General features: G+C 67.6%; 19 protein-coding genes. 8 read left to right on the top strand and 11 right to left on the bottom strand.

The features are described 5' to 3' along the window. Positions 1-232 precede the first annotated feature (232 nt). The 5 genes from U0042_RS27925 to U0042_RS27905 form a co-directional block, all read right to left on the bottom strand. Positions 233-1,183, bottom strand: coding sequence for a MerR family transcriptional regulator (locus U0042_RS27925; RefSeq protein WP_114812669.1), 951 nt, complete (start codon positions 1,181-1,183; stop codon positions 233-235). A gap of 151 nt (positions 1,184-1,334) precedes the next feature. Next, a complete protein-coding gene (locus U0042_RS27920; RefSeq protein WP_114812668.1) occupies positions 1,335-1,895 on the bottom strand; it encodes a GNAT family N-acetyltransferase in 561 nt (186 codons plus the stop codon). A gap of 180 nt (positions 1,896-2,075) precedes the next feature. Beyond that, on the bottom strand, positions 2,076-3,563 hold the full coding sequence (locus tag U0042_RS27915; protein ID WP_157977864.1) for a tetratricopeptide repeat protein: 1,488 nt from the start codon (positions 3,561-3,563) through the stop codon (positions 2,076-2,078). Between the two features lie 8 nt (positions 3,564-3,571). Beyond that, positions 3,572-4,666: a phosphoserine transaminase gene (locus U0042_RS27910; RefSeq protein WP_114812664.1), complete on the bottom strand. Its 1,095-nt coding sequence runs from the start codon at positions 4,664-4,666 to the stop codon at positions 3,572-3,574. Positions 4,667-4,854: 188 nt separating this feature from the next. Beyond that, a complete protein-coding gene (locus tag U0042_RS27905; protein ID WP_232833467.1) occupies positions 4,855-6,402 on the bottom strand; it encodes an MDR family MFS transporter in 1,548 nt (515 codons plus the stop codon). Between the two features lie 290 nt (positions 6,403-6,692). Between U0042_RS27905 and U0042_RS27900 the strand changes: the two genes are divergently transcribed. Beyond that, complete coding sequence (locus U0042_RS27900) at positions 6,693-7,436, top strand: TetR/AcrR family transcriptional regulator (RefSeq protein WP_419150475.1); 744 nt, start codon at positions 6,693-6,695, stop codon at positions 7,434-7,436. 27 nt (positions 7,437-7,463) lie between these two features. Here U0042_RS27900 and U0042_RS27895 read toward each other — a convergent pair whose 3' ends face one another. Next, a complete protein-coding gene (locus U0042_RS27895) occupies positions 7,464-8,213 on the bottom strand; it encodes a ribonuclease activity regulator RraA (protein ID WP_232833466.1) in 750 nt (249 codons plus the stop codon). Between the two features lie 403 nt (positions 8,214-8,616). Here U0042_RS27895 and U0042_RS27890 point away from each other — a divergent pair, with 403 nt between their 5' ends. Both U0042_RS27890 and U0042_RS27885 read left to right on the top strand, forming a co-directional pair. Beyond that, positions 8,617-9,021 (top strand): response regulator, encoded by a 405-nt coding sequence (locus U0042_RS27890; RefSeq protein WP_114812659.1) that lies wholly within the window; start codon positions 8,617-8,619, stop codon positions 9,019-9,021. Between the two features lie 43 nt (positions 9,022-9,064). Beyond that, a complete protein-coding gene (locus U0042_RS27885) occupies positions 9,065-9,496 on the top strand; it encodes a DUF1801 domain-containing protein (RefSeq protein ID WP_114812657.1) in 432 nt (143 codons plus the stop codon). A 60-nt stretch (positions 9,497-9,556) separates the two neighbouring features. On the opposite strand, the gene U0042_RS27880 is transcribed toward U0042_RS27885, so the two are convergent. From U0042_RS27880 to U0042_RS27870, 3 genes are all read right to left on the bottom strand, one after another. Beyond that, positions 9,557-10,192, bottom strand: coding sequence for a Fur family transcriptional regulator (locus U0042_RS27880; protein WP_114812655.1), 636 nt, complete (start codon positions 10,190-10,192; stop codon positions 9,557-9,559). 65 nt (positions 10,193-10,257) lie between these two features. Then, positions 10,258-11,850: a tetratricopeptide repeat protein gene (locus tag U0042_RS27875; RefSeq protein WP_114812653.1), complete on the bottom strand. Its 1,593-nt coding sequence runs from the start codon at positions 11,848-11,850 to the stop codon at positions 10,258-10,260. A gap of 31 nt (positions 11,851-11,881) precedes the next feature. Then, positions 11,882-12,508 (bottom strand): glutathione S-transferase family protein, encoded by a 627-nt coding sequence (locus tag U0042_RS27870; RefSeq protein WP_114812651.1) that lies wholly within the window; start codon positions 12,506-12,508, stop codon positions 11,882-11,884. A gap of 251 nt (positions 12,509-12,759) precedes the next feature. Here U0042_RS27870 and U0042_RS27865 point away from each other — a divergent pair, with 251 nt between their 5' ends. Next, on the top strand, positions 12,760-14,424 hold the full coding sequence (locus U0042_RS27865; RefSeq protein WP_114812649.1) for an ATP-binding domain-containing protein: 1,665 nt from the start codon (positions 12,760-12,762) through the stop codon (positions 14,422-14,424). A gap of 49 nt (positions 14,425-14,473) precedes the next feature. On the opposite strand, the gene U0042_RS27860 is transcribed toward U0042_RS27865, so the two are convergent. Beyond that, on the bottom strand, positions 14,474-15,418 hold the full coding sequence (locus U0042_RS27860) for a phosphoribosyltransferase (protein ID WP_114812783.1): 945 nt from the start codon (positions 15,416-15,418) through the stop codon (positions 14,474-14,476). 224 nt (positions 15,419-15,642) lie between these two features. Between U0042_RS27860 and U0042_RS27855 the strand changes: the two genes are divergently transcribed. Then, complete coding sequence (locus tag U0042_RS27855; RefSeq protein ID WP_198665360.1) at positions 15,643-16,122, top strand: molybdopterin-dependent oxidoreductase; 480 nt, start codon at positions 15,643-15,645, stop codon at positions 16,120-16,122. Continuing rightward, entirely contained in the window at positions 16,122-17,987 is a 1,866-nt protein-coding gene (locus U0042_RS27850) for an ATP-binding protein (RefSeq protein ID WP_114812781.1), read from the top strand. Before U0042_RS27855 ends, U0042_RS27850 begins: the two co-directional genes overlap by 1 nt. A 9-nt stretch (positions 17,988-17,996) precedes the next feature. On the opposite strand, the gene U0042_RS27845 is transcribed toward U0042_RS27850, so the two are convergent. Then, positions 17,997-18,851: a helix-turn-helix domain-containing protein gene (locus tag U0042_RS27845; protein WP_114812645.1), complete on the bottom strand. Its 855-nt coding sequence runs from the start codon at positions 18,849-18,851 to the stop codon at positions 17,997-17,999. Between the two features lie 466 nt (positions 18,852-19,317). On the opposite strand from U0042_RS27845, the gene U0042_RS27840 reads away from it, so the two are divergent. Both U0042_RS27840 and U0042_RS27835 read left to right on the top strand, forming a co-directional pair. Next, positions 19,318-19,980: a response regulator gene (locus U0042_RS27840; protein ID WP_114812643.1), complete on the top strand. Its 663-nt coding sequence runs from the start codon at positions 19,318-19,320 to the stop codon at positions 19,978-19,980. Then, positions 19,977-21,338 (top strand): ATP-binding protein, encoded by a 1,362-nt coding sequence (locus tag U0042_RS27835; RefSeq protein WP_114812641.1) that lies wholly within the window; start codon positions 19,977-19,979, stop codon positions 21,336-21,338. Before U0042_RS27840 ends, U0042_RS27835 begins: the two co-directional genes overlap by 4 nt. The last annotated feature ends 66 nt before the right edge of the window (positions 21,339-21,404 follow it).

The following is a 21,404-nucleotide window of genomic DNA, read 5'->3' as shown; positions in this document are numbered from 1 at the left end:
CTGTTACATCAGTGGATGTAAAGATAGGGGCTGAATACGGATGGCGCAAGGAGCGGGTTAGAAAGGGGACTCTATGGAGGCGCCTGGGCTGAGGGAGGTGTGCAGCCGCGCGAGGCGCTAGATGGCGAGACGCCCTGGCCGCGTGTGGAGCGCCCGTGGATGGTGGTAAGCGAGGGGCCGGGCCGCTTGCGAACGAAACGCCCGGCCTTAGGCGACCCGACCGTTCGAATCGTTAGGTGCGGCCACGTCCGACCTTGGTCGTGTTGCTCCTGGCAGGCTTGTCGGGGGAGGCGCGGCCCGCGGTTCCGGAGGCCGCTGCATGAGATGCGGCTTTCCTTGCCGTTGCCCGCTTCGTCGCAGCGGTCTTGTCGCCTGTTGTGCCCGCCGCCTCCCCATGCCCCAGCTTCTCCATGATCGCGGCAACACGTGCGCCGAGGTAATCGCCGGACGCCTCTTCGAGCGCGCGGTTCATTTCGGTTTCCACGAGCACCATGCCGAGCGGGCGGATGCGCCAGATCGCGTCCACGAGCGCAGGGACGTCCGCGGGCGGCGGCAGGTCGCCGCTTTCGTAGCGGTCCAGCTGTCGCACGACGAGGTCGACCATTGCCTTCGCGACCGCGCCGAAATGCGGCCGGGCCGCGCGCACGGCGTCGAGCAGGTCCGCTGCCGGAATGCCTTCGCGCGCCATGGCCGCGCCGGCGTTGAGCGCCGCGGGGCTCTTTGCCACGAAGGAGAGTCCGTCGCGTTCCAGCAGTCCGAGTTCGAGCGCCTTCGCGAGCACGGTGGGCGACGCCTTGCCGCCGAACATCCTGCCGAGCTCGACGAGCGAATACTTCCGCGGCCGTTCGTGCGACCAGCGGCTGCCAATGGCGCTTTCGAGGCCCAGGATGGAGCGCAGGTCGTGGCCTTCGTCGATGGCCTTGATGAGGTCCTGAATGTTGGCGAGCGTGTAGCCGCGCGCGAGCAGATGATTGATGAGCTTGAGCCGCGAGACGTGCGTATCGTCGTAGACGCCCACACGCCCGCGTTTTTCCGGCGGCGCGAGCAAGCCCCTGTCCTGATAGGCGCGCACGTTGCGCACGGTGGTGTCGGCCACGCGCGCGAGTTCGTCGACGGTGTATTCGTTGCGTGGCGGATCGGACGGCGCGCTGGCCGGCGCGGCGGGGAAGGGCGTTTTCGGCATGCCGGAATTCTAACGCGGCGTCGGTGGGTGCGATGTCCGGGCGGCGCGGGGTATGGCTTCTCAACTGCGCCGCTTGAAGGGCGGCCGCGTGCCGGTCCGAAACCGCCTCAGTGCCATCCCGCTCATTCGCCCAACCACGCTTAACCCCGCATCACGCATCAGGCGGCACCGCGTCGCCTGGACCGAGCACGCGCTGCATCAACGTCGTATCGAGCCATCGGCCTTGTTTGAAACCCACCGCTTTCAGCGTGCCGATCCACTCGAAGCCGAGGCTGCGATGCAGCGAGAGCGATCCGCCGCGTCCGCCGTCCGCGATCACCGCGACCATCTGGCGCCACGGCCCCTGTTCGCAGCGCTCGATCAGGGCCGCGAGCAGTACGCGGCCAAGGCCGCGTCCGCGAAAGGCGTCGTCGATGTAGATGGAGTCTTCCACGGTGTGCCGGTACGCGGGGCGCGGGCGGTACGGCGTCGCGTAGCAGTAGCCGGCCACCTTGCCGTCTATCCCGGCCACGATCCACGGCAGACCGAGGCCGCGCACGGTGGCGAAGCGCGTGCGCATGTCGTCGACGGTGGGCGGCGTTTCCTCGAACGACGCCACGCTGTGCAGCACGTGATGGGCATAGATGGCCGCGATGGCGGGCACGTCGTGCTCGGTGGCGTCGCGCAACGTGACGGCGCCGTTGGGAAAAACGGAGGGTGAGAGTTCGCTCATGGCTGCTTCGCTGGGTGGCCGGCATGCGTGTGAGGCGCGCGTCGTGTTGCGCGGCACGGGGCGGTGCCGCGCGTTCTGCCGTCACCTTACCTGCAATCGGCGGCCCGTTGAAGCCGACAAAATTGGGCCGTGCGCCGGATTGCGGGCTCGCCCGGCAGCGAGCCAGGCGCGGGCTTAGCGCTAAGCCGGCGGCTGCGGAACCGGCGCGGCACCCGAGAGCCGCGCCACCTGCATCCGCTCGAACGCATCGACAATGCGCTGCACGAAGGCGTTCTTGTGCGCGAGCGGTCCGTCCATCGGCTCGCGATGCACGAGCATCGTGGCGTTCGCTTCGAACACGAAGACGCGGCCGTCGGGCAGCAGCGTGAAGTCGATGCCGCCGTAATCGAGATCGAGTCGTCGCGCGATGGCGGCGATCGCACGCATGGCGCGCTCGCCGAGCGTCGCGAGCGGGTCTTCGAGGAAGCGCCGCTCTTCGGCGATTTTCCACGCCGCGTCCATACCGGCCGTGTAGTAGTGGACCATCCAGTGCGGTGCGATGGCCAGGTGGTAGGGGAACGGCTCGCCGTCGACGAACACCATGCGGTACTTGCGGAAGTAGCCGTCCGCGCTGCGCACGTCGTGAAACGCCGTGAGATAGCAGGGCGCGGCGAGTGCTTCCAGCGCGGGCCAGAGCGTTTCCATCGACGCGTGCAAGGTCAGGCCGTCGCCGCCGTGCGTGGCGAGCGGGCGCATCAGCAGCGGGAACGCGAGCGCGCCGATCGCAAGGCAGCGTTCGAGCACGTCGGGCGAGGGCGGCACGCTGTCGAGCCGGATACACGCGGCCGTCGCGACGTCGTCGAGCGTTTCGAACAGCGCCGGCATGCGATGGCGCTGCGTATTGGCAACCGCGCCCGGACGGTTCAGGAGCGGCTTGCCGCAGCGCGCCGCGAAGCGTTCGATGCGCGGCGTGAGCGGCGTCGCGATGTCGGCCTCGCCGATCGCGTTGAAGACGAGATCGAAAGGCGGCAACTGCGCATCTTCGGCGTCGTCGGCGTAGTCGATGGCGTACTTGATGCGCGAGGCGGCCTGCGTGTCGAGCAGCGTCTCGAAGGGCACGTTCCCGCACGCGTGGCCCGAGCAGAGAATCAGCAACTGGCGTTGCGGGCGCTCCACGGGCTCCACGAACACGCGCTGCAAACTGTAGGCGCGCGAGCGATGCCGTTGCGCGTCGGCGGCGTGGCCTTCTTCGTCGTAGATGGCCGCGAGATTCTGATGCGCGATCGCGAGGTTCGGGTTCACATCGAGCGCGTGCGCGTACCAGTGCTTCGCGCGGGCGGGCTCGCCGCGCAGGTAGAACGTGGTCGCGAGGTTGTAGAGCGGAATCGCGGCGAGTTCAGGCGCGCCGGCCGCGATGGTTTCGGCCGTCACCACGGCGATGCGGTGCGCGAGAAAGCCGCTTTCGTCCCCGGCTTCGCGCATGGCGGCAAGGATCGCGCGATGCAGGTCCATGTCGAGCGGCGCGGCGTCGAGCGCGCGGGAGAGGCTCGTCAGCGCGTCGTCGGCGCTCGTTGCCGGCGTGGTCGTGGGCGTGCTGTCCGCGCATGGAGCGGCGAGAACAGCGGCGGGCGTGGCGTCGGCTTGCGGAATGGCGCTCCGGTCGTCGTTCGGCGTGGTGGGCGTGCTCATGCTCACGCTCATGCGCGTTGCAGCGCGAACTCGGTCAGCGCCTCGCAAAGCGTATCGACGGCCGGCTCGGTCACCGCGTTGTAGAGCGAGGCACGCAGGCCGCCCAGCGAGCGATGTCCTTCGAGTCCCACGATGCCCTGTTCGCGCGCTGCCTCCACGAACGCCTCGTCGAGTCGCCGGTCGCCGAACGTGAAGGCGACGTTCATCTGCGAGCGCCAGGGCGTGTGCGCGTGAATGCTCACGGCTTCGCCGAGCGCGTCGAGCGTGCTGTACAGACGCGCCGCCTTGCGTGCGTTGATGCGCTGCATGGCCGCGAGTCCGCCGATCTCGTCGCGCAGCCAGCGCGTGACGAGCGTGAGCACGTAAATGGCGAACACGGGCGGCGTGTTGTAGTTGGAGCCGTGCGCGACGTGCGTGCGAAAGTCGAGAATGGCGGGCAGGCCATCGGGAATGCGTTCGAGCAGCGACCGGTGGATCACGGCGACCGTCACGCCCGCGGGCCCCAGGTTTTTCTGCGCGTGCGCGTAGATCATTGCGTAGCGGTTGCATGCAATGGGCTGCGCAAGAAAGTCCGACGACATGTCCGCGATCAGCGGGGCCGGCGGCGCGCTGTCGAAGACGGGGAACTGGAGGCCCTCCACGGTCTCGTTGGACACGTAGTGCAGGTACGCGGCGTCGGGCGCGACGTCGAGCGCATCGAGCGAAGGCAATTGACGGTAGCCCATTGCGCGACCGTCCCAGGCCACGCGACGCGCCGTCACCTTCGCGGCTTCCTGCGTCGCGCGGCCGCTCCAGTATCCCGAGGTCACGTACTCCGGCGGCGCGCCTGCGTCGCGCGCGAAGTTCATCGGGATCATCGCGAACTGCAGGCTGCTGCCGCCTTGCTGGAACGTCACGGCGTAGTCGCGGTCGAGTCCCAGCAGCGCGCGCAGGTTCTGTTCGGCTTCGTCCACGAGTGCCTTGAACCAGGCTGAACGATGGCTCATGCCGAGCACTGAGAGGCCCGTCTCCGGCAGCGCCACGATGGCCTCGCGGGTTTGCTCGAGAACGGTTTCGGGCAGGGCGCCGGGACCGCCGGAAAAGTTGAGTGCGTTGGACGTCATGGTGGCCGAAAGCTGTCCGTCAGTTCGCGCCCGGCGCGTTGTGCGCCGGCCGCGGCGATCGAGAGTCGGGGTAGGCAACCAGACTAGCAGCGGACGCGGCGCATCAAAGAAGAGAGCAGAGGGCCGAAGTGCCGCTTATTCCGGGCGATGCGCGACGGGCCGGACGGGCGCCCGGCCCGTCGCGCATGTCAGTGATGCTCGCGCAGCGGCACGTCCTGCAACAGCCACGAGAGCGCAAACGCCAGCACCACCACCACGGCGGCCGAGACATAGACCGTATGCAGCGCGCCCGCGAACGCCTGCAGGTAGTCGTCGTGGAGCGCCGCGGGCAGATGCTGGATGGCGGTGGGCGTGAGCCCTTGCGGCAGGCCGGTGTCGGGCGGCAGGACTTTTTCGAGCCGCGCTTCGAGGCCGTGCGAAAACACGGCGCCGAATGCCGCTACACCCACGGAGCCGCCAATCGACCGGAACAGCGTCGCGCCCGACGTGGCCACGCCGAGGTGCCGGAACGCCACTGTGTTCTGCACGGCGAGAATCAGCACCTGCATGATCATGCCGAGGCCGCAGCCGAGCAGGCCCATGTAGAGGTACATCACGCGAATCGGCGTTTCGATCTTCAGCGTGGAGAGCAACACCATCGCGACGCCCACGAGCAGCGACCCCACGATCGGGAAGATCCGGTAGCGCCCGATGCGGCTGATGAGCCGGCCCACCACGATCGACATCACGAGCAGGCCGCCCATCATGGGCAGCATCTGCACGCCGGCCTGCGACGGCGTGGAGCCTTTCACGACCTGCAGGTAGAGCGGCAGGAACGTGACGCAGCCGAACATCGATACGCCGACCACGAAGCCGATCAGGCTCGCCAGCAGGAACGTGCGTTCGCGAAAGAGTTCGAGCGGCATGATGGGCTCGGCCGCGTGCATTTGTTCGTGGATGAAGCCCGCGATGCAGACGATGCCGAGCACGAGCGTGAGCCACAGTTGCGCCGACGTCCACGGCAGCACCGAACCGCCTTCGCTCGTGAAGAGGATGATGCACGTGAGCGCGCCGGCCAGGAACGCGGCACCCATGTAGTCGATCTGGTGTTTCACGTGCGCGGTGCGTGGCTTGAACACAGCGCCGATCACGACGAGCGCGATGGCGCCGAGGGGCACGTTGATGTAGAAGATCCACCGCCACGACAGATGCTCGACGAGAAAGCCGCCCAGCAGCGGACCGACCACCGTCGCGAGGCCGAACACGCCGCCGAAGAGCCCCTGGTAGCGGCCGCGCTCGGCGGGCGGCACCACGTCGCCGACCGCGGCCATGGTGATGACGAGCAGGCCGCCGCCGCCCAGTCCTTGCAGCGCGCGCAGCACGATCAACTGCGGCATGTTCTGCGCGACCCCGCAGAGCACCGAGCCCGCGAGGAAGAGCGCGATGGCCGCCTGCAGCACGATCTTGCGGCCGAACAGGTCGCCCAGCTTGCCGTAGAGCGGCACGACGATGGTGGACGTGAGCAGGTAGGCGGTGACGACCCACGAAAGCTGGTCGAGCCCGCCCAGTTCGCCCACGATGGTGGGCAGCGCCGTGGAAACGATGGTCTGGTCGAGCGCGGCGAGCAGCATGACGAGCAGCAGCGCGGGAAACAGCAGGCGGATGGGCGGATGCCCCTGGGCGGGGACTTGCGCGCCGGTGCCGCCCACCGCGCCTTCACGATGCCCTTCGCTTTGTGCGGAGGTTTGCAGTTCCATGGACAGTGTCTGGCTTTGAATTAATTAACGCAGAGATTAATATATTGCGGATGAGCGCCAGCGTCAAACGGGATCAAGCGGAATCAAGCGGAATCAAGCGGAATCAAGCGGGATCGAGCGGTATCAAGACGGGAGTCTGTTACGCTGCGTAAATTCGCCGGGTGCACCGTATCGCCGTGCTGGGCGCGACGAACCAAGCCGGTAACCGCTGCCCAATGCGCCGCCATTCCAGATTCAGCATGTCAGAACCGAAACAGGATCCAGCAGGAAGCGCGCAAACCGCGCCGCACGTGAGAAACCGCGCACCGGGCGCGGCCGTCAGGAGCGATGCCCACGACGGGGGCGATGGCGGCAAGGCCTCTGCGCCGCGCGGCCGCAAGAGCGTGGGCGGCGACCTGCCGCGTCGGCCCGGCCGGCCGTCGGGCAGCGCACGGGGGCCGCAGCAGCGCGAGAAGCTGCTCGAAGTGGCGCTCGGGCTGTTCGCGCGGCAGGGCATCCTCGAAACCACGCTGGGTGCCATTGCCCGCGAGGCCGGCGTGACGCCCGCGATGGTCCATTACTACTTCAACACGCGCGACCAGTTGATCGACGTGCTGATCGACGAACGGTTCGTGCCGCTTCGCGCGCAGTTCGGCGAGCCGTTTCGCAACCATCCGGACGATCCCGTGGCCGCGCTCACCGACCTCACGCTGCTCTTCGTCAAAGTCGCCGACGAGAACCCGTGGTTTCCGCCGCTCTGGGTGCGTGAGGTGATCAGCGAAGGCGGCGTGCTGCGCCAGCGTATGCACGAGCGCTTCGGCGACGCGAACCGCAAGGCGGCGCTCGTCGCGATCCGGCGCTGGCAGCGCGAAGGGCGGCTCAATCGCGCGCTGGAACCGTCGCTTGTATTCCTGACGCTGCTCGGGCTGACCGTGCTGCCGTTTGCCACGTCGAAGCAATGGCGGGACTTGCCGCCGCGTCGCAAGGTCGACGCACAGGACATCGCCCGGCACGCCGTTGCCGTGCTCCTGCACGGCGTGGGGCCGCAGGGCTGAAGCGCCAGGCCGAAGGTTCTTGCCCTTTCAGTGCGTCTTTTTCCACGCCTCGTAGGCGGCCTTCGTGACGTCGTTGGGCGGATACGTGCCGGGCAGCGTCGCGCCCTCGCGAATGCGTTCGGTGAGGAACGTTTCGAGCCTTTCCTGCTCCGCCGCGGCCGCGGCCACCTCGCTTGCGATCGCGCGCGGAATCACGACGACGCCGTCCGCGTCGCCCACGATCACGTCGCCCGGAAACACCGCGACGCCGCCGCAGCCGATCGGCACATTGAAGTCCACCGCGTGGTGCCGGATCAGATTCGGCGGCGCGCTGGCGCCCGCGCAGAACACGGGTAGACCCAGTTCCGCGATCGTGGCGCTGTCGCGCACGGGTCCGTCCGACACCATGCCCGCCACGCCGCGCACTTTGAGCCGCAGCGTGAGGATCGATCCGAACGACGCGCTGGCGCGCTCGCCGCGGCAATCCTGCACCAGCACGTGGCCGGCGGGAATCGTCTCCACACATTTGCGCTGGGCGTATTCCGGGTCGGCGAACAGCTCGAGCACGTCGATGTCTTCGCGCGACGGAATGTTGCGCAGCGTGAAGGCCGGCCCGACGAGATTCGGTCCTGCGTGCGCGGCGAGCGGGCTCACGCCCTGCATGAACGTGTTGCGCAGTCCGCGCTTGAACAGCTGCGTGGTGAGCGTCGCCGTGCTGACGTGGCGCAGCGCTTCGAGGGTGGCGGCGTCGGGTTCCTGCATCGTCGTGTCCGGAAAAAGGAGGGGAGGGTTCGTCATGATAGCGCTGCCCGGCGCGCGCCAGACATCGGCCGAAAGGCCGATGCGGTCAGCCGGGCGCCGAGTCCGCGTGAAGCCCGAACACAAACTTGGCCGCGACTTCCGTCAAAGCCGAAAACCACTGCTGACGGGGCCGCATCACCTTTCACAAGCCTGTCTTTTTGCGGCGCTATCGTCCGCACCGCTACGTCGCCGAAGACCTTGCGCGGGCCGGTGCGAAAACTGGAACGTATTTTGCATCCGTCCCCTGGAACATCGCTGCAAAGCGGGTATCCAAAGCCGTCGTGTGCGCATGCGTTCGCCGCAGCTGCGAAGGAAGAACGCGACGCGACGCGACGGCGCGCCGCGCAGAGGAATCGTCCTCGTGCGCGGCCCCTGAATCTGTCTTTTTGCAACAAGGTACATGAAGGAAATACAAGGACTCGATCAGGCAACGATCGTACTTGTCGAAGACGACCCGCAAAGCCGGGAGTCGCTGACAACGTTGCTGGAGTCGGAGGGCGCGCGCGTCGTCGCTGTAGCCGACGCGGAAGAAGGCGTGGAGGCGGCGCTCCGGCTGCTGCCCGACGCCGTGGTATGCGACCTCGACCTGCCCGCCATGGACGGGTTTTACCTCATTCAACGCCTGCGCGACCATGAAATACGCTGCGACCACACGCCTTCCGTCGCGATCGCGCTGACCGGCCACACTGGCGAAAGTTGGCGACTGCGCAGCATCGGCGAAGGATTCCAGCACTTCATGACCAAACCGGCCCAACCGGAGAAGCTCATCGCGCTGCTGCGCGAGTCGATCGACGCGCGGGTTTAGCCGAAGGGTCGGGCCGGGTCGGGACCCTCCAGGTACGAAGAACATGAAAAAGAGCGACCCGCAGGAAGGCGCATCGCCCTCCGACCTCATCGACGCGAGAATCGAGGCACTGGGCGACTGGCGCGGCGAAACGCTGGCGCGGCTGAGAGCGCTGATCAAGGAAGCCGACCCCGATGTGATCGAGGAGTGGAAGTGGCGCGGCGTGCCGGTGTGGTCGCACGGCGGGCTGATCTGTACGGGTGAAACCTACAAGCGCGCCGTGAAGATGACCTTCGCAAAAGGCGCATCGCTCGAGGACCCGACCGGACTGTTCAACGCGAGCCTCGATGGGAACACGCGGCGTGCCATCGATTTCCACGAGGGCGATGCGATCGACGCCGAAGCGCTGAAGGCGCTGATCCGTGCCGCGGTGGTGCTGAATACGTCGAAGGGGACCAAGGCGCGGGCGACTGCCCTCCGTCGACCCGCCGACTGATCGCGCCCCGCGCCGCATCCGGGGTCGGGCGAGCGAAGCGGAGAATCGCTGGGCGCCGGCCTACGCTTCCGCTTTCGCCGTCTTCACCGTTTTTGCCGGAGGCGAATCTTCGGCCGCGCGTTCGGCCGCCTGGCAACTGGCGCAAACACCCTTGAGTTCGATGTCGTCGCTGGCGAGCCGGTAGCCCGCCTGCTCGATCTGCGCCACGAGCGCGGCGCGCAGCGCCGGCTGATGCAACTCCGTCACGTTGCCGCATTGCTGACACACCACGAGCACGCCATGCCGGCACTGCGTGAGATCGTGGCACACCGTGAACGCGTTGATCGATTCGATCCGGTGCACGAGGCCTGCCGAGAGCAGAAAGTCCAGAGCGCGATACACGGTGGGCGGCGCGGAGCCCGGATGGATCGCGCGCATTTCGTCGAGCAGCGAATACGCCTTGGTGGCGCGGCCCGATGCGAGCAGCAGTTCGAGCACCTTGCGGCGAATCGGCGTGAGCTTTTCGCCGCGCTCGCGGCAGTAGGCGTCGGCGAGGGCGAGCGCTTCTTCCTGCGAGGCCGGCGTCGCGGCGTGCGAGGCGCCTCGCGAAGCGCCAGCCGCGTGCGAGTCGTGGTGGCCGCCGTCAGGGTCATGCGCGTGACCGGCTGCGCGGGCAGCCGGTTTCCGGTCGGCGGGCGAGGATTTGGCGATCTTCATGCGGCGATTATACGGGCGGGCGTTGCCGGGCGCCGGTCGGCAAGCCTTGTCGGCACTGCGCCTGGTCACGCTTCGCGTGGCGTGCTCACTGGCGCGAAACCGTCGAGCGCGTTCCGCAGGTTCGCCACCACCGAAGCCCAGTCGCCCCGCACGGGCTGCCGGAACAATCTGGCTTGGCCATACCAGGGGCTGTCGGTACGCCCGAGTTGCCAGCGCCAGTCGGGCGTGAACGGCAGCGCGATCCACACAGGTTTGCCGAGCGCGCCGGCGAGATGGGCGACCGACGTATCCACGCTGATGACGAGATCGAGCTGTGCCACGAGTGCCGCCGTATCGGCGTACGTGTCGAGCCGGTGCGAAACGTCGAGCAGCGCCGGCGTTTCGGCAAGGTGGGCCCGGTCTTCATCGCGCACGTCTTTTTGCAGCGAGACGAAGCACATGGGCGCATCGAAGAGCGGCGCGAGCTGGGCGACGCGCATCGAACGGTTCACGTCGTTCACGTGCGTGCGGCTGCCCGACCATGCAATGCCCACGCGCGGCCGCTTGCCTGCCGCGGCCATGACGTCGTGCCATTGCGCGAGCCGGGCGGCATCTGCGGTCAGGTACGGCACCTTCGCCGGAATGCCGGCGGCGCGCGTGCCGAACGCGAAGGGCAGGCTGAGCAACGGACAGTGCCAGTCGAATGCCGGTACCGGGTCGTGTTCGCCGATTACTCCCACGGTGCCCGGATAGTCGCGCAGGAGCGGCAGCAGGGCGTCCTGGACCCGCATGACGACGCGCGCGCCGGCTTCGGCCAGCAGGTCGACGTAGCGGACGAATTGCAGCGTGTCGCCAAGGCCCTGCTCGTGATGCACGAACAGCGTCCGGCCCGCCGGTGGCTGCGCTTTCGGGCCTTTCCACAAAGTGGCGTCGGGAAAGCCGTGCGTGGCGGTGCCGTCGCGCCAGCGCCATTCGTATTCGCGCCAGCCGTGCTCGAACTCGCCGAGCAGCAGGTTGGTCTGGGCGCGATTCGTACGCGCTCCGACGTCGTTGGGGTCGATGGCGAGCGCCTGGCGAAACTGGGCGAGCGCTTCGTCGAAGCGGTGCAGATCGCGCAGGGCGACGCCCAGGTTCACGTAGGCCGGCGTGAAGTTCGGCTTGATGGCGATGGCGCGCCGGTAGGCCGCCATTTCGTCGTCGTAGCGGCCCAGCGTGCCGAGGAGCTTGCCCCGGTTGTAATGCGCTTCGTGGAGCTGCGGATGGCGCGCGCTCAGACGGTCGAGGGTTGCCAGCGCACGTTCGTGCTCGCCGTTCTGTACGAGCGACATCGCGAGTCCATGCAGCACAGCCGGATGATCAGGGGCCCGCGCAAGACAGCGCTCGAAGAGGTCGATCGCCTCGCCGTGCCGCTGCGCGAGCTGGCAGAGCTGCGCGGCCCAAAAATACTGCTCGTGCGAAACCGCTCCTTCGGCGCGGCTTTGCAGCAAGCGCGTGGCGCAGTCCGCGGCGCGCGCGTAGTCGCCTTGCCGGGCGGCGACGTGAGCAAGACCTTCCAGTGCCTCGCCGTGGTCGGGCGCCTGAGCGACGGCTTCTTCCAGCAGACGGCGCGCCTCGTCGAGGCGGCCGGCGACGAAGTGCTGGTGAGCCGCGTCGAGCGTTGCGGCGATGTTCAACGTCATGTCGTGGGAAAAGGTGTGAGCCCGGGCGCGCTCAAGTGAGCGGCAGATCGATGTACTTCTTGAAGCCCTGCCGCGTGGCGAGCCGCGAATACCAGCGTTCGAGATTCGGCAGCGACGGCCGCTCGATGCCTTCCAGACCGAACCAGCGCTTCGCGAAGGTGCCGATCACGATGTCGGCCAGCGTGAACCTGTCGTTTTCCAGGAAGAAGCGCCCTTGCAGATGGCGATCGACGATCGTCCACAGCGCCGCGGCGGCTTGCCGGTCGGCCTCGATGGCGGCGGCATCGCGCTTGTCCTGCGGCGTGCGCACCAGCGCCATGAAAAGCGGGCGCTCGGTGGGCGCGAGCGTGGAAAGCGACCAGTCGAGCCAGCGGTCGATGCTCGCGCGCACCTTCGGGTCGGCCGGATAGAGCTGGCTGGACGCGCCGTATTGCATGACGAGGTAGCGCAGGATCGAGTTCGATTCCCACAGCACGAAGTCGCCGTCGACGAGCGTCGGCACGCGGGCGTTCGGATTCAGCGCGAGATAGTCGGCGTCGTGAGTGCGGCCGAACTGCATGCCCGCATCGATGCGCTCGTATGGCAGCACGAGTTCGTCGCAGCACCACAAAAGCTTCTGCACGTTCGCCGAGTTGGCGCGTCCCCAGATCGTGATCATCCGGCCGGTTCTCCTTCAATAGGCTTGCAGGCAGACGGCGCACGCATGGCGCGCGCGATGAACCAGTAACGATACACGATCCGCAAGACGGCCTGCGGCATGCCGGCCGCCGTGGACCACCGTGTACCGGCGCACAGCGGGAGGCTAGAGGCTAGCGGCCGACGCGAGGCGGCGTGCGTAAAATACCGGCAGCCGCAATTTCGCTAGCCACAGTCATCCCCTGTCCACAACCGACCACGACGAGGCGCCGCATGGCCCGCATTGTCCCCGACGACTGGAAGCATCTGGCCGCCACCGGCGCGGCCGCGCGCGAGCGCGAAACGCTCGCGCTTTTCGAAGAAGCGCTGCCGGCCGACTACACCGTCTATCACGGCGTGCACTGGACGCGGCTCAACCAGAACTTCTCGGTGTTCGGCGAGGCGGACTTCGTGATCGTGAGTCCGGCAGGGCGCGTGATGATCGTCGAGCAGAAGACGGGCTTTCTGCGCGAAACGCCGAAGGGGCTCGTGAAGGTCCACCTGCAGACCGAGCGCAACGTGGCCATTGCGCTTGCGCGCACCATCGAAGGGCTGCATCGGCGCTTTACCGCGGCGTTCGGCGCCGGCACGTATTTCATCGAAGAACTGCTGTATTGCCCCGATCACGTCGTGAGGAACGCCGCGATTGCGGGCGTGAATCCCGCGCGCATCGTCGATGCCACGCGCAAGGACCGGCTCGCCGCCATCGTGCGCGAAGCGCTGCCCGCCGACGAGCCGCGCCTGCCGTGCGCCGCGAAGATCCACCATTTCCTCGCCGACGAGCTTGCGCTTACGCCCGACGCGAGCGCGCTCGTGGGCGCGGCCGGCACGCTCGTCACGCGCCTCGCGGGCGGGCTCGCCACCTGGGCGCGGCGGCTCGAATTCTCGCCGTTCCGGCTGCGCGTGATCGGCACGGCCGGCTCCGGCAAGACGCAACTGGCGGTGCAGGTGATGAACGACGCCGTAGCGCGCGGTCAACGCGTGCTCTACGTGTGCTTCAACCGGCCGCTCGCGGACCACATCGCGCGCGTGGCGCCGCCCGGCGTGAAGGTGGCCAACTATCACCAGTTGTGCGACTGGATTGCGCGCGACGCGGGCCGCGCGCCCGATTTCGGCCGCCCCGACGTCTTCGATCAGCTCGAGCAGATCTTTGCGCAGACGGCCATCGACGCCCGCTGGCAGTTCGACGTGTTGATCGTCGACGAAGGCCAGGACTTCATGCAGCCCTGGGTGGCGGCGCTCGAACGGCTGTTGCGGCCGGGCGCCGCGTGGTGGTGGCTCGAAGACCCGCTGCAGAACCTCTATATGCGCGAGAGCGTGACGCTCGACGGCTGGACCGTGCTGCGCGAATCGACGAATTACCGCAGCCCGCGCGACATTCTCGACTACGTGCGCGACGTGGCGGGGCCGGTGTCGCAGGACGCGGCGCGCCTCGTGGCCGGCAGCCCGTTCGACGGGTCCGACGTTGCGGTCTCCATCTACGAACATCACGACGGTCCGCAGGCGGCCGAAGGCATCGTGGACGCCACCAAGCGCGCCATCACGCAGGCGCTCGGGCTCGGCTTTCGCCGGCAGGACATCGTGGTGCTGTCGTTTCGCGGCCGCGAGGGTTCGGCGCTCACGGCGCTCGACCATCTCGGTCCGCACCGGCTGCGCAGCTTCACGGGCAAATACGATCTGTTCGGCAACCCCGAATACCGCGAGGGCGACGTGCTGCTGGAGTCGATCTACCGCTTCAAGGGGCAGGCTGCGCCTTGCGTGATCTTCACGGAAATCGATTTCGACACGCTCGACGAGCGCGTCGCGCGCAAGCTCTTCGTGGGCGCGACGCGGGCCACCATGAAGCTGATTCTCGTGGCTTCGCAGCGTGCCGCGCGGCATCTGCGCGCGCCGGAATGAAGCAGCGTGTCCGGCGTGGGCCGCCTGACGCCAGGCCGGCGTTCAGCGCCTAGCGCCAGGCCGACGCCCCGATCAGCGTGCCGCTCTGCGTGTGCGCGTTCCACCAGACCACCTGAAGCAGCGGCGCCTGCTGGGCGATGAGGATGGCTTCAAGCGGATCGCCTTCCACGAAGTAGGTCACGCCGCAGCGCTGCGCGGCCTCGGCCTTGTGCGCGGCCTGCGCTGAAGGAGAAGCGTCGTGCGGGCCGGCCTCGCGCATGATCAGCTCCACGCCGTTGAAGCCCTCGCGTTCCAGCCACTTCTGCACGCGCGCCCGCTCGGCTTCGGCACGTTCGGTCACGACCGCCCGCACGCGGCGGATGTCCACGCCCGAAAACTTGCGGAACGGCTGCAGCGCCTCGCGCTCCTCCAGTGTGGCGTCGAAATCGTCTTCGGCGGCGAGCGGCACGTCGGGCGGCACGATGCCGTCGAGGTCGATGGCGTAGGTGGCGTATTCGCGGTCGGTCGCGATGAGCGCGTCCGCTCCCGCGCCTTCGCGCGACCAGCTGGACCGGTAGCGCTGCGTGTAGCTCTCGCGTTCCTGCGGAAAGAGCGTGAAGAAGCTGTCGGCGTCGATCGAATAGTCGGGGCGCAGACGGCTCAGGTCGTCGTAGGCGCCTGTGAGCGTGCGTACCGTGAGGCCGTGCTCGCGCAGAAACGCGATGCAGTCGGTCAGCGTGAAGCCGAGGCCGGCAATGTCCTCGCACAGCAGCACACGCGAGCCGGGTTCGGGTAGCGGCAACGTCGAGTCCCACGTGACTGCGCGCGTCGCGCGGTCGTAGCGCAGGAACGCCACCGGCGCGCCGGTGACATGCGAGGCCATCAGCGCGAGGGGAGCGCCGCCCCGCAGAATGCCCACCACCACCGCGAAGTTTTCTGCGCGCAGCGCCGGTTGCAGCGACTCGATCCATTGACCGAGCTGTTCGTACGTGAGCGGAAGAATCGGCTTGTTCATGTCGTGACGGAGCGCCGGACCCGGCGGCTGCGGGCGCGGCGTCGTGCCAGGGTGGAATTTGACGATATTATGCATGGGCCTGCGTGAAGACGCTCCCCGGCGCAGCCGGCGGCACGGCAAGCGCAGCGCAGATCAAAGCGGACGAATAACAGGGCATTAAAGCAATGCACGAAGACCAGGCTTCGGCCTCGCGTACGGCCGGGCGGCCGCGGGGGCTATGGGGAATGCGGGCCGCGCTCATGTGCGCGGCCTCGCTGATCGCGACGCATGCGCTCGCGGTCACGCTCTCGCTCGACGTGAAAGGCAAGATCGCCAACACGAACGACGCCACGCACACCGTCTATCACTTCAGCGAAGCGCAACTGCTCGCGCTGCCGGCGCATTCCATCACCACGTCCACCACCTGGACGCCGCGCTCCACGTTCACCGGCCCCTTGCTCTCGGACGTCCTGAAGACGGTGGGCGCGCAGGGCACCCAGCTCGAAATCCATACCTTCGACGACTACACCTGCATCGTTCCCGTAGCCGACGCCGGGCGCTACAGCGTCGTGCTCGCGTACAGCATGAACGGCCAGCGTCTGAAGATGAGCGACTTCGGGCCGCTCTTTCTGATCTATCCGCGCGATACGTTCCCGTCCGAGCTGGGCGGCCCGGGCGGCGACTCGAAGTTCGCGTGGCAGATCAAGTCGATCGTCGTCAAGTGATGCGCCGTCCACTGCGCCGCTTCGTCCTCGTGCTCGTGTGGCTCGTGGCGATCGTGCCGCCCATCGCGGCGGTGGGCTACCTGCTGTACGCCAATCTGCTCGATTCGCGCGCCACGCAGCGCATCACGGGCGCCTACGACGGCTATTACTGGGACGCCGCGCAATTGCAGATCGCCTACGCCCGGCTGGAGAACCAACTGCTGCAATACCGCTTCGGCGCCAATCGCGATTACGCGAAGCTGCAACTGCGCTATGCCGTGCTGCAGTCGAAGCTGCGCGTGCTGGCCGGGTCCACGCGCAACCTTGCGTCGCAGCCGGACTTGCAGCGTCGCCAGCAGGCGGAGCTGGCGACGCTCGACGCGCTCGTGGCCCAGATCGATCCACAGATCGCGGCCCTCGAGACCGAACCCGACGTGGCGGGTCAGGTGTTCGCGGCGCTGCACAGCCATTGGAACGACGTCAATGAGCTGGCGCTCAGCCGGCGTTTCGCCGACGTGGAAGACCGCGAGGCCATGAGCCGCGACTTCCTCGCGAAGCGGCGCATGCTGTTTGCCGCCGGCGTCGGCCTGCTGCTGCTTTCGGCGGCGGCCACCGTGCTGCTCGTATTCAACGGGTTCCGGCGCACGCGGCTCATCAATCAGCAAAAGGCGTTGCTCGCCGCGGAGCACGACGCGAGCCGTGCCGCGCGCGAGGCGAGCCTCGCCAAAGACGCGTTTCTCGGCATGATCAGCCACGAACTGCGCACGCCGCTGCACGCCATCGTGTCGTCGATCGAACTGCTTGGCCTCACGCCGCATTCGGAGGCGGACGGCAAGGTGATCCGCAGGCTCGAGATCGCGGCGCGTCAGCTCGAAACGCAGATGAAGGACCTGACCGACTACGCGCGGCTCGGCGCCGGCAAGCTGGAGTTGCGCGACGAGGAGTTCGACCCGCGCGAACTGCTTGCTTCGATTGCCGATCAGCATGAGGCGGCGGCCAGCGCGAAGGGGCTCGTGTTCGACTGTGCCGTGCGCGCCGAACGCGGCGGCGAAGGGCGCGTGGTGTCGGACCCGCACCGCATCCGGCAGATCGCGAACAACCTCGTCACGAACGCCATCCGCTACACGGAGCGCGGCTCGGTTCGTCTCGAGTTCGTGATGCTGCCCGACGTGCTCTCCATCGTGGTGCGCGATACGGGCCCCGGCGTGCCGCAGGCCCAGATTCCGCAGATCTTCAAGGAATTCACGCAGCTCGACGCCTCGCGCTCGCGGCGCTTCGAAGGCGCGGGCATGGGGCTCGCCATCGTGAAGGGGCTGGTGGATCTGTTCGGCGGCACGATCGAAACCGACAGCCGCCTCGGCCAGGGCACGACGTTCACGGTGACGGTGCCGGTGCGGTCCGTGCCCGGCACGCCTGCCGCACATGCCGCGACGGATGCGCGCAACGCCGCGCCGCCGCAGGTGCTGGTGGTGGACGACAACCCGCTCGTGCGCGAGTCGCTCTGCGAGATGGTGGCGCACATGGGCTACAGCGCGCACGCGGCGGCCGACGTCGACGAGGCCCTGGCGTGGCTCGACAGCCAGCGCTGCGACGTGGTGCTGCTCGATCTGCACATGCCCGGCCGCGACGGCTATTCGCTGATGGCCGACCTCGACGTGCGCGCCGGCACGGGCGCCTACCCCGGCGGCCTGCCGCGCGTGATCGCCGTGAGTGCCTACATGTCCGACCTCGAGTCACCCGACGTCGGCACTGGCGGCGAGCCGTTCTCGGCGCGGTTCTTCGACAGCCTCACCAAGCCCGTCCACTACGACGTGCTGCGCGCTGCGCTCCAGCGGGCACTGGCGGCCGGCCGCTCGCGGCCGGGTCTCGCCCGGGCCCAGCGCTAGGCGGAAGCCTCAGCCGCGATTGAGCCGCTTCGAGAGGTCTGCCGCGATGATCGCCATGCGCGCTGGCTTCTCGTGGCAGGCCACGTCGTAGGCGCGAATGATTTCGCCGATCTCCGATTCGCTCGCCTTGCCCGTCAGCAGCTCGCCTGTCAGCACGAGGATCGGCGCGTCGGGATTTTCGGAGGCACGCACGGCGCGGATCGCCTCGGCCGAGGTCTGCGTGCCGAACAGCCAGTCGATCACCACGCCGTCGAAGACCTGGGTTTGCAGCGCTTCGGAAAACGCGGTGAGGCCGTACAGCGCGAGCGCCGCAAAGCCGTTGTGTTCGAGGTAGTCGCGCAGGTTGTCGGCGGAGGTGCGGTCGTCGTCCACCACGGCGATGAGCGGCCGGTCGTTCTCGGGCCGCCGCGGGTAGATCTCGATCTTGTGGACTTCGTGCGCGTTCTGATAGAGCGCGCCGTCGTGGCGCACCACGCGCCACTGCCCCTGCCTCGAGTACGCGATGAATTCGGGCCGGCTGCCGGGCTCGATGGGCGCGCCCACCCACGCCGTGCAGGGCATTTCGATGGCGGCCACGGCGAACACGGCTTCGTGTGCGACGGCCCCCACCATGCCGGGGTCGAGCGACTGTGCGCCGAACAACTGCGCCGCGGGCTCGCCGAATGCCTCGGCCACTTTCTTGATTTGCGAAAGCGTCCAGGGGCTATTGCCGCGCAGCTTGCGGTGCCCCTGCGAAAAACTCAGATCGAGAATGCGGCACAACTCGGTGGTTTGATGGCGCTTGCCGATGCCGTGGCGACTCATCAGTTCGCGCACACGTTCCGCGACTGCGAGCGAGTCGGGTGATTGTGAAACGTTGGCCATACTGCGTGGATGTCCGTCGATTGAGGTTATATCGGGGTGATGGACGTCATGCGGCTCAAGGGCGCCTGTCTCGGCGGCGCCTGCCCGCGAGCCGACCGGCTACGCAGTACGAAGCAGCGATTACACAAGAGGCGACGCGCCTTCCAGGTGGTGCGCCGCCTCTGCGTGCCGGCGCGCGTACCCCCGTGTTAAACGGCGCCGGATCGGGCGTTATTCTAAACGCATAATTTGCGGAGAACGTGTAATCAAGTGTTTCGAGGCATCGAATTTTTCTCCGAAGGAATGGCGTGCTGCACGAAGCGTGCATTTTTACGAAGTAACCGATTAACCTAACCGTTACTTAATCCTCTGATGAAAGAGCTCGCCGAGAGTTCGGTACTTAAGGAATTCTTAAGCACGCGTTAAGCTGCCGCTCGCCACAATGGCCGGGTTCAATGCTGGGTAGCGCAAAGGAGAGGGAAGGGGAATGCGGCTTTTGCTGGTGGAAGACGACGACATGATTGCCGAACCGGTGCTGGAGGCCATGCGCCGCGCAGGCTATGCCATCGACTGGGCGCAGGACGGCCGTGCGGCCGAGCTGTCGCTTGGCAACGGCGTCTACGACCTGGTGCTGCTCGATCTGGGTCTGCCGAAGAAGGACGGCATCGAGGTGCTGCGCGGCTACCGCAATCGCGGCGGCGCGGCGCCCGTCATCATCCTCACCGCGCGCGACGCCGTGGAGGACCGCATTCGCGGTCTCGACGCCGGTGCGGACGACTATCTCATCAAGCCGTTCGATCTCGACGAACTGGCCGCCCGCGTGCGCGCGCTGCTGAGGCGCCGCACGGGGCAAAAGCAGCCCGTGTACGCGCATGGCGACCTGACGCTCGATCCCGCCGCGCACGAGGCGACGAAGAACGGCGAGCCGGTAGCGCTCGTGCCGCGCGAATTCGCGCTGCTGCAGGTGCTGATCGAAGAACCGTCGCGCGTGTTCACGCGCGCGGAACTCGAAGAGAAGCTTTACGGATGGGGCGAGGAAGTGGGCAGCAATACGATCGAAGTGCACGTGCACAGCTTGCGCCGCAAGATCGGCGCCGAGCAGATCGTGACCGTGCGCGGCGTGGGCTACCGGCTGAAGCGCTGCGAATGAGATCCATCCGTCGCTGGCTGCTGGGCTGGCTCATCTTCGGTCTTGCCGCCGCGGCGCTCGCCGCGGGCGCCGGCATCTTCCACAGCGCGAAGCATGAGGCGAGCGAACTCTTCGACTACGAGCTGCGTGTGGTGGCGATCTCGCTGCCCTCGAATCTCGCCACTGCCGGCGCAGGCCACAGCGGCGGGCAGGCCTTCGGCAATATCGGCGACGAGCGCATTGTCATCGGCATCTGGGATGACGCAGGCCAGCTCGTCTACCGTTCGTCGTCCGCGCCGGCGCTCTCGCGATATCCCGAAGGACTGCGAACCGTCGAGCACGCCGAGCACCATTGGCGCGTGTTCGGTGTGCAGCAGCCGGGGCGCTTCGTGCAGGTCGCCCAGCCCATCGACGTGCGCGAAGACCTCGCCCTGAGGCTCGCGCTGCGTACGCTGTGGCCGCTCGGCGTGCTGATCCCGCCCACCATCGCGCTCGTGCTGTTCGCCGTGGCACGCGGACTCGCGCCCATCGGCCGGCTCTCTCGCGCGCTCGCCACACGCTCCATCGATTCGCTGCAACCGCTGCAACTCGACGGCCGCGACGTGCCGGTCGAAATCCGGCCGCTCGTCGAAGCGGTCAACGACCTGCTGCATCGGCTCAACGTGGCCCTGCAGGCGCAGCGCACGTTCGTCGCGGACGCCGCGCACGAACTGCGTTCGCCGCTCACGGCGCTCAAGCTGCAGCTTCAGGGCGCCGTGCGCGACGGCACGCTGAAGGGCGATGCGGCCACCATCGAACGCGTGGAAGGGCGGCTCAATCGCATCATCCATCTCGTGCATCAACTGCTCACGCTCGCGCGCGAGGATGCGCAGCAATCCGCGCCCATGAAGCCCGTGAGCGTGCGGCGGCTCTGCGAGCAGACGGTAGGTGATTTCTCGTTGCTCGCCGAGGTGAAGTCGATCGATCTGGGCCTCGTCGTGTCGCGTGACGGCGCGGCCGCGGACGACGATGCCTGCATGGCGCTTGCCGAGCCCCATTCGCTGGGCGTGCTGCTGTCCAACCTCGTGGACAACGCGATTCGCTACACGCCGCCGGGCGGTCGAGTGGACGTGATCTTGAGTCACGACAGGGACCAGCTGACGCTGGAAGTGGCCGACACAGGCCCCGGCATTCCCGAGAGCGAACGTGGCCGCGTGCTGGACCGCTTCTATCGCGGCGAGCATGCCGGAGGGCAGGGCAGCGGACTGGGCCTTGCCATCGTGGCGCGCATTGCGGGCCGCCATCACGCTACGCTTTCGCTCGGCAACGTTTCGCCGCAAGGTGGACTGTCGGTCAAACTGAGCGGCCTGCGCGCGGTCGAACCGGTTACGACGACTTGACCCCATGACAGTGGGGCACCGCGTGTCCCCGTTCGGCAACGTATTGCCTTTGGCGCGCTCTTTCCC

This window comes from Paraburkholderia kururiensis, from assembly GCF_034424375.1.
Taxonomy (GTDB): Bacteria; Pseudomonadota; Gammaproteobacteria; order Burkholderiales; family Burkholderiaceae; genus Paraburkholderia; species Paraburkholderia kururiensis_A.
The sequence above is the reverse complement of the archived record's forward strand: the minus strand, read 5'-3'. Positions and strand labels throughout refer to the sequence as shown.

What these genes read in the sequence shown, in the direction of transcription:
- U0042_RS27925 (WP_114812669.1), bottom strand. Translation starts at nt 1,183, where the DNA reads ATGCCGAAAACGCCCTTCCCCGCCGCGCCGGCCAGCGCGCCGTCCGAT.
- U0042_RS27920 (WP_114812668.1), bottom strand. Translation starts at nt 1,895, where the DNA reads ATGAGCGAACTCTCACCCTCCGTTTTTCCCAACGGCGCCGTCACGTTG.
- U0042_RS27915 (WP_157977864.1), bottom strand. Translation starts at nt 3,563, where the DNA reads ATGAGCACGCCCACCACGCCGAACGACGACCGGAGCGCCATTCCGCAA.
- U0042_RS27910 (WP_114812664.1), bottom strand. Translation starts at nt 4,666, where the DNA reads ATGACGTCCAACGCACTCAACTTTTCCGGCGGTCCCGGCGCCCTGCCC.
- U0042_RS27905 (WP_232833467.1), bottom strand. Translation starts at nt 6,402, where the DNA reads ATGGAACTGCAAACCTCCGCACAAAGCGAAGGGCATCGTGAAGGCGCG.
- U0042_RS27895 (WP_232833466.1), bottom strand. Translation starts at nt 8,213, where the DNA reads ATGACGAACCCTCCCCTCCTTTTTCCGGACACGACGATGCAGGAACCC.
- U0042_RS27890 (WP_114812659.1), top strand. Translation starts at nt 8,617, where the DNA reads ATGAAGGAAATACAAGGACTCGATCAGGCAACGATCGTACTTGTCGAA.
- U0042_RS27885 (WP_114812657.1), top strand. Translation starts at nt 9,065, where the DNA reads ATGAAAAAGAGCGACCCGCAGGAAGGCGCATCGCCCTCCGACCTCATC.
- U0042_RS27880 (WP_114812655.1), bottom strand. Translation starts at nt 10,192, where the DNA reads ATGAAGATCGCCAAATCCTCGCCCGCCGACCGGAAACCGGCTGCCCGC.
- U0042_RS27875 (WP_114812653.1), bottom strand. Translation starts at nt 11,850, where the DNA reads ATGACGTTGAACATCGCCGCAACGCTCGACGCGGCTCACCAGCACTTC.
- U0042_RS27870 (WP_114812651.1), bottom strand. Translation starts at nt 12,508, where the DNA reads ATGATCACGATCTGGGGACGCGCCAACTCGGCGAACGTGCAGAAGCTT.
- U0042_RS27865 (WP_114812649.1), top strand. Translation starts at nt 12,760, where the DNA reads ATGGCCCGCATTGTCCCCGACGACTGGAAGCATCTGGCCGCCACCGGC.
- U0042_RS27860 (WP_114812783.1), bottom strand. Translation starts at nt 15,418, where the DNA reads ATGAACAAGCCGATTCTTCCGCTCACGTACGAACAGCTCGGTCAATGG.
- U0042_RS27855 (WP_198665360.1), top strand. Translation starts at nt 15,643, where the DNA reads ATGCGGGCCGCGCTCATGTGCGCGGCCTCGCTGATCGCGACGCATGCG.
- U0042_RS27850 (WP_114812781.1), top strand. Translation starts at nt 16,122, where the DNA reads ATGCGCCGTCCACTGCGCCGCTTCGTCCTCGTGCTCGTGTGGCTCGTG.
- U0042_RS27845 (WP_114812645.1), bottom strand. Translation starts at nt 18,851, where the DNA reads ATGGCCAACGTTTCACAATCACCCGACTCGCTCGCAGTCGCGGAACGT.
- U0042_RS27840 (WP_114812643.1), top strand. Translation starts at nt 19,318, where the DNA reads ATGCGGCTTTTGCTGGTGGAAGACGACGACATGATTGCCGAACCGGTG.
- U0042_RS27835 (WP_114812641.1), top strand. Translation starts at nt 19,977, where the DNA reads ATGAGATCCATCCGTCGCTGGCTGCTGGGCTGGCTCATCTTCGGTCTT.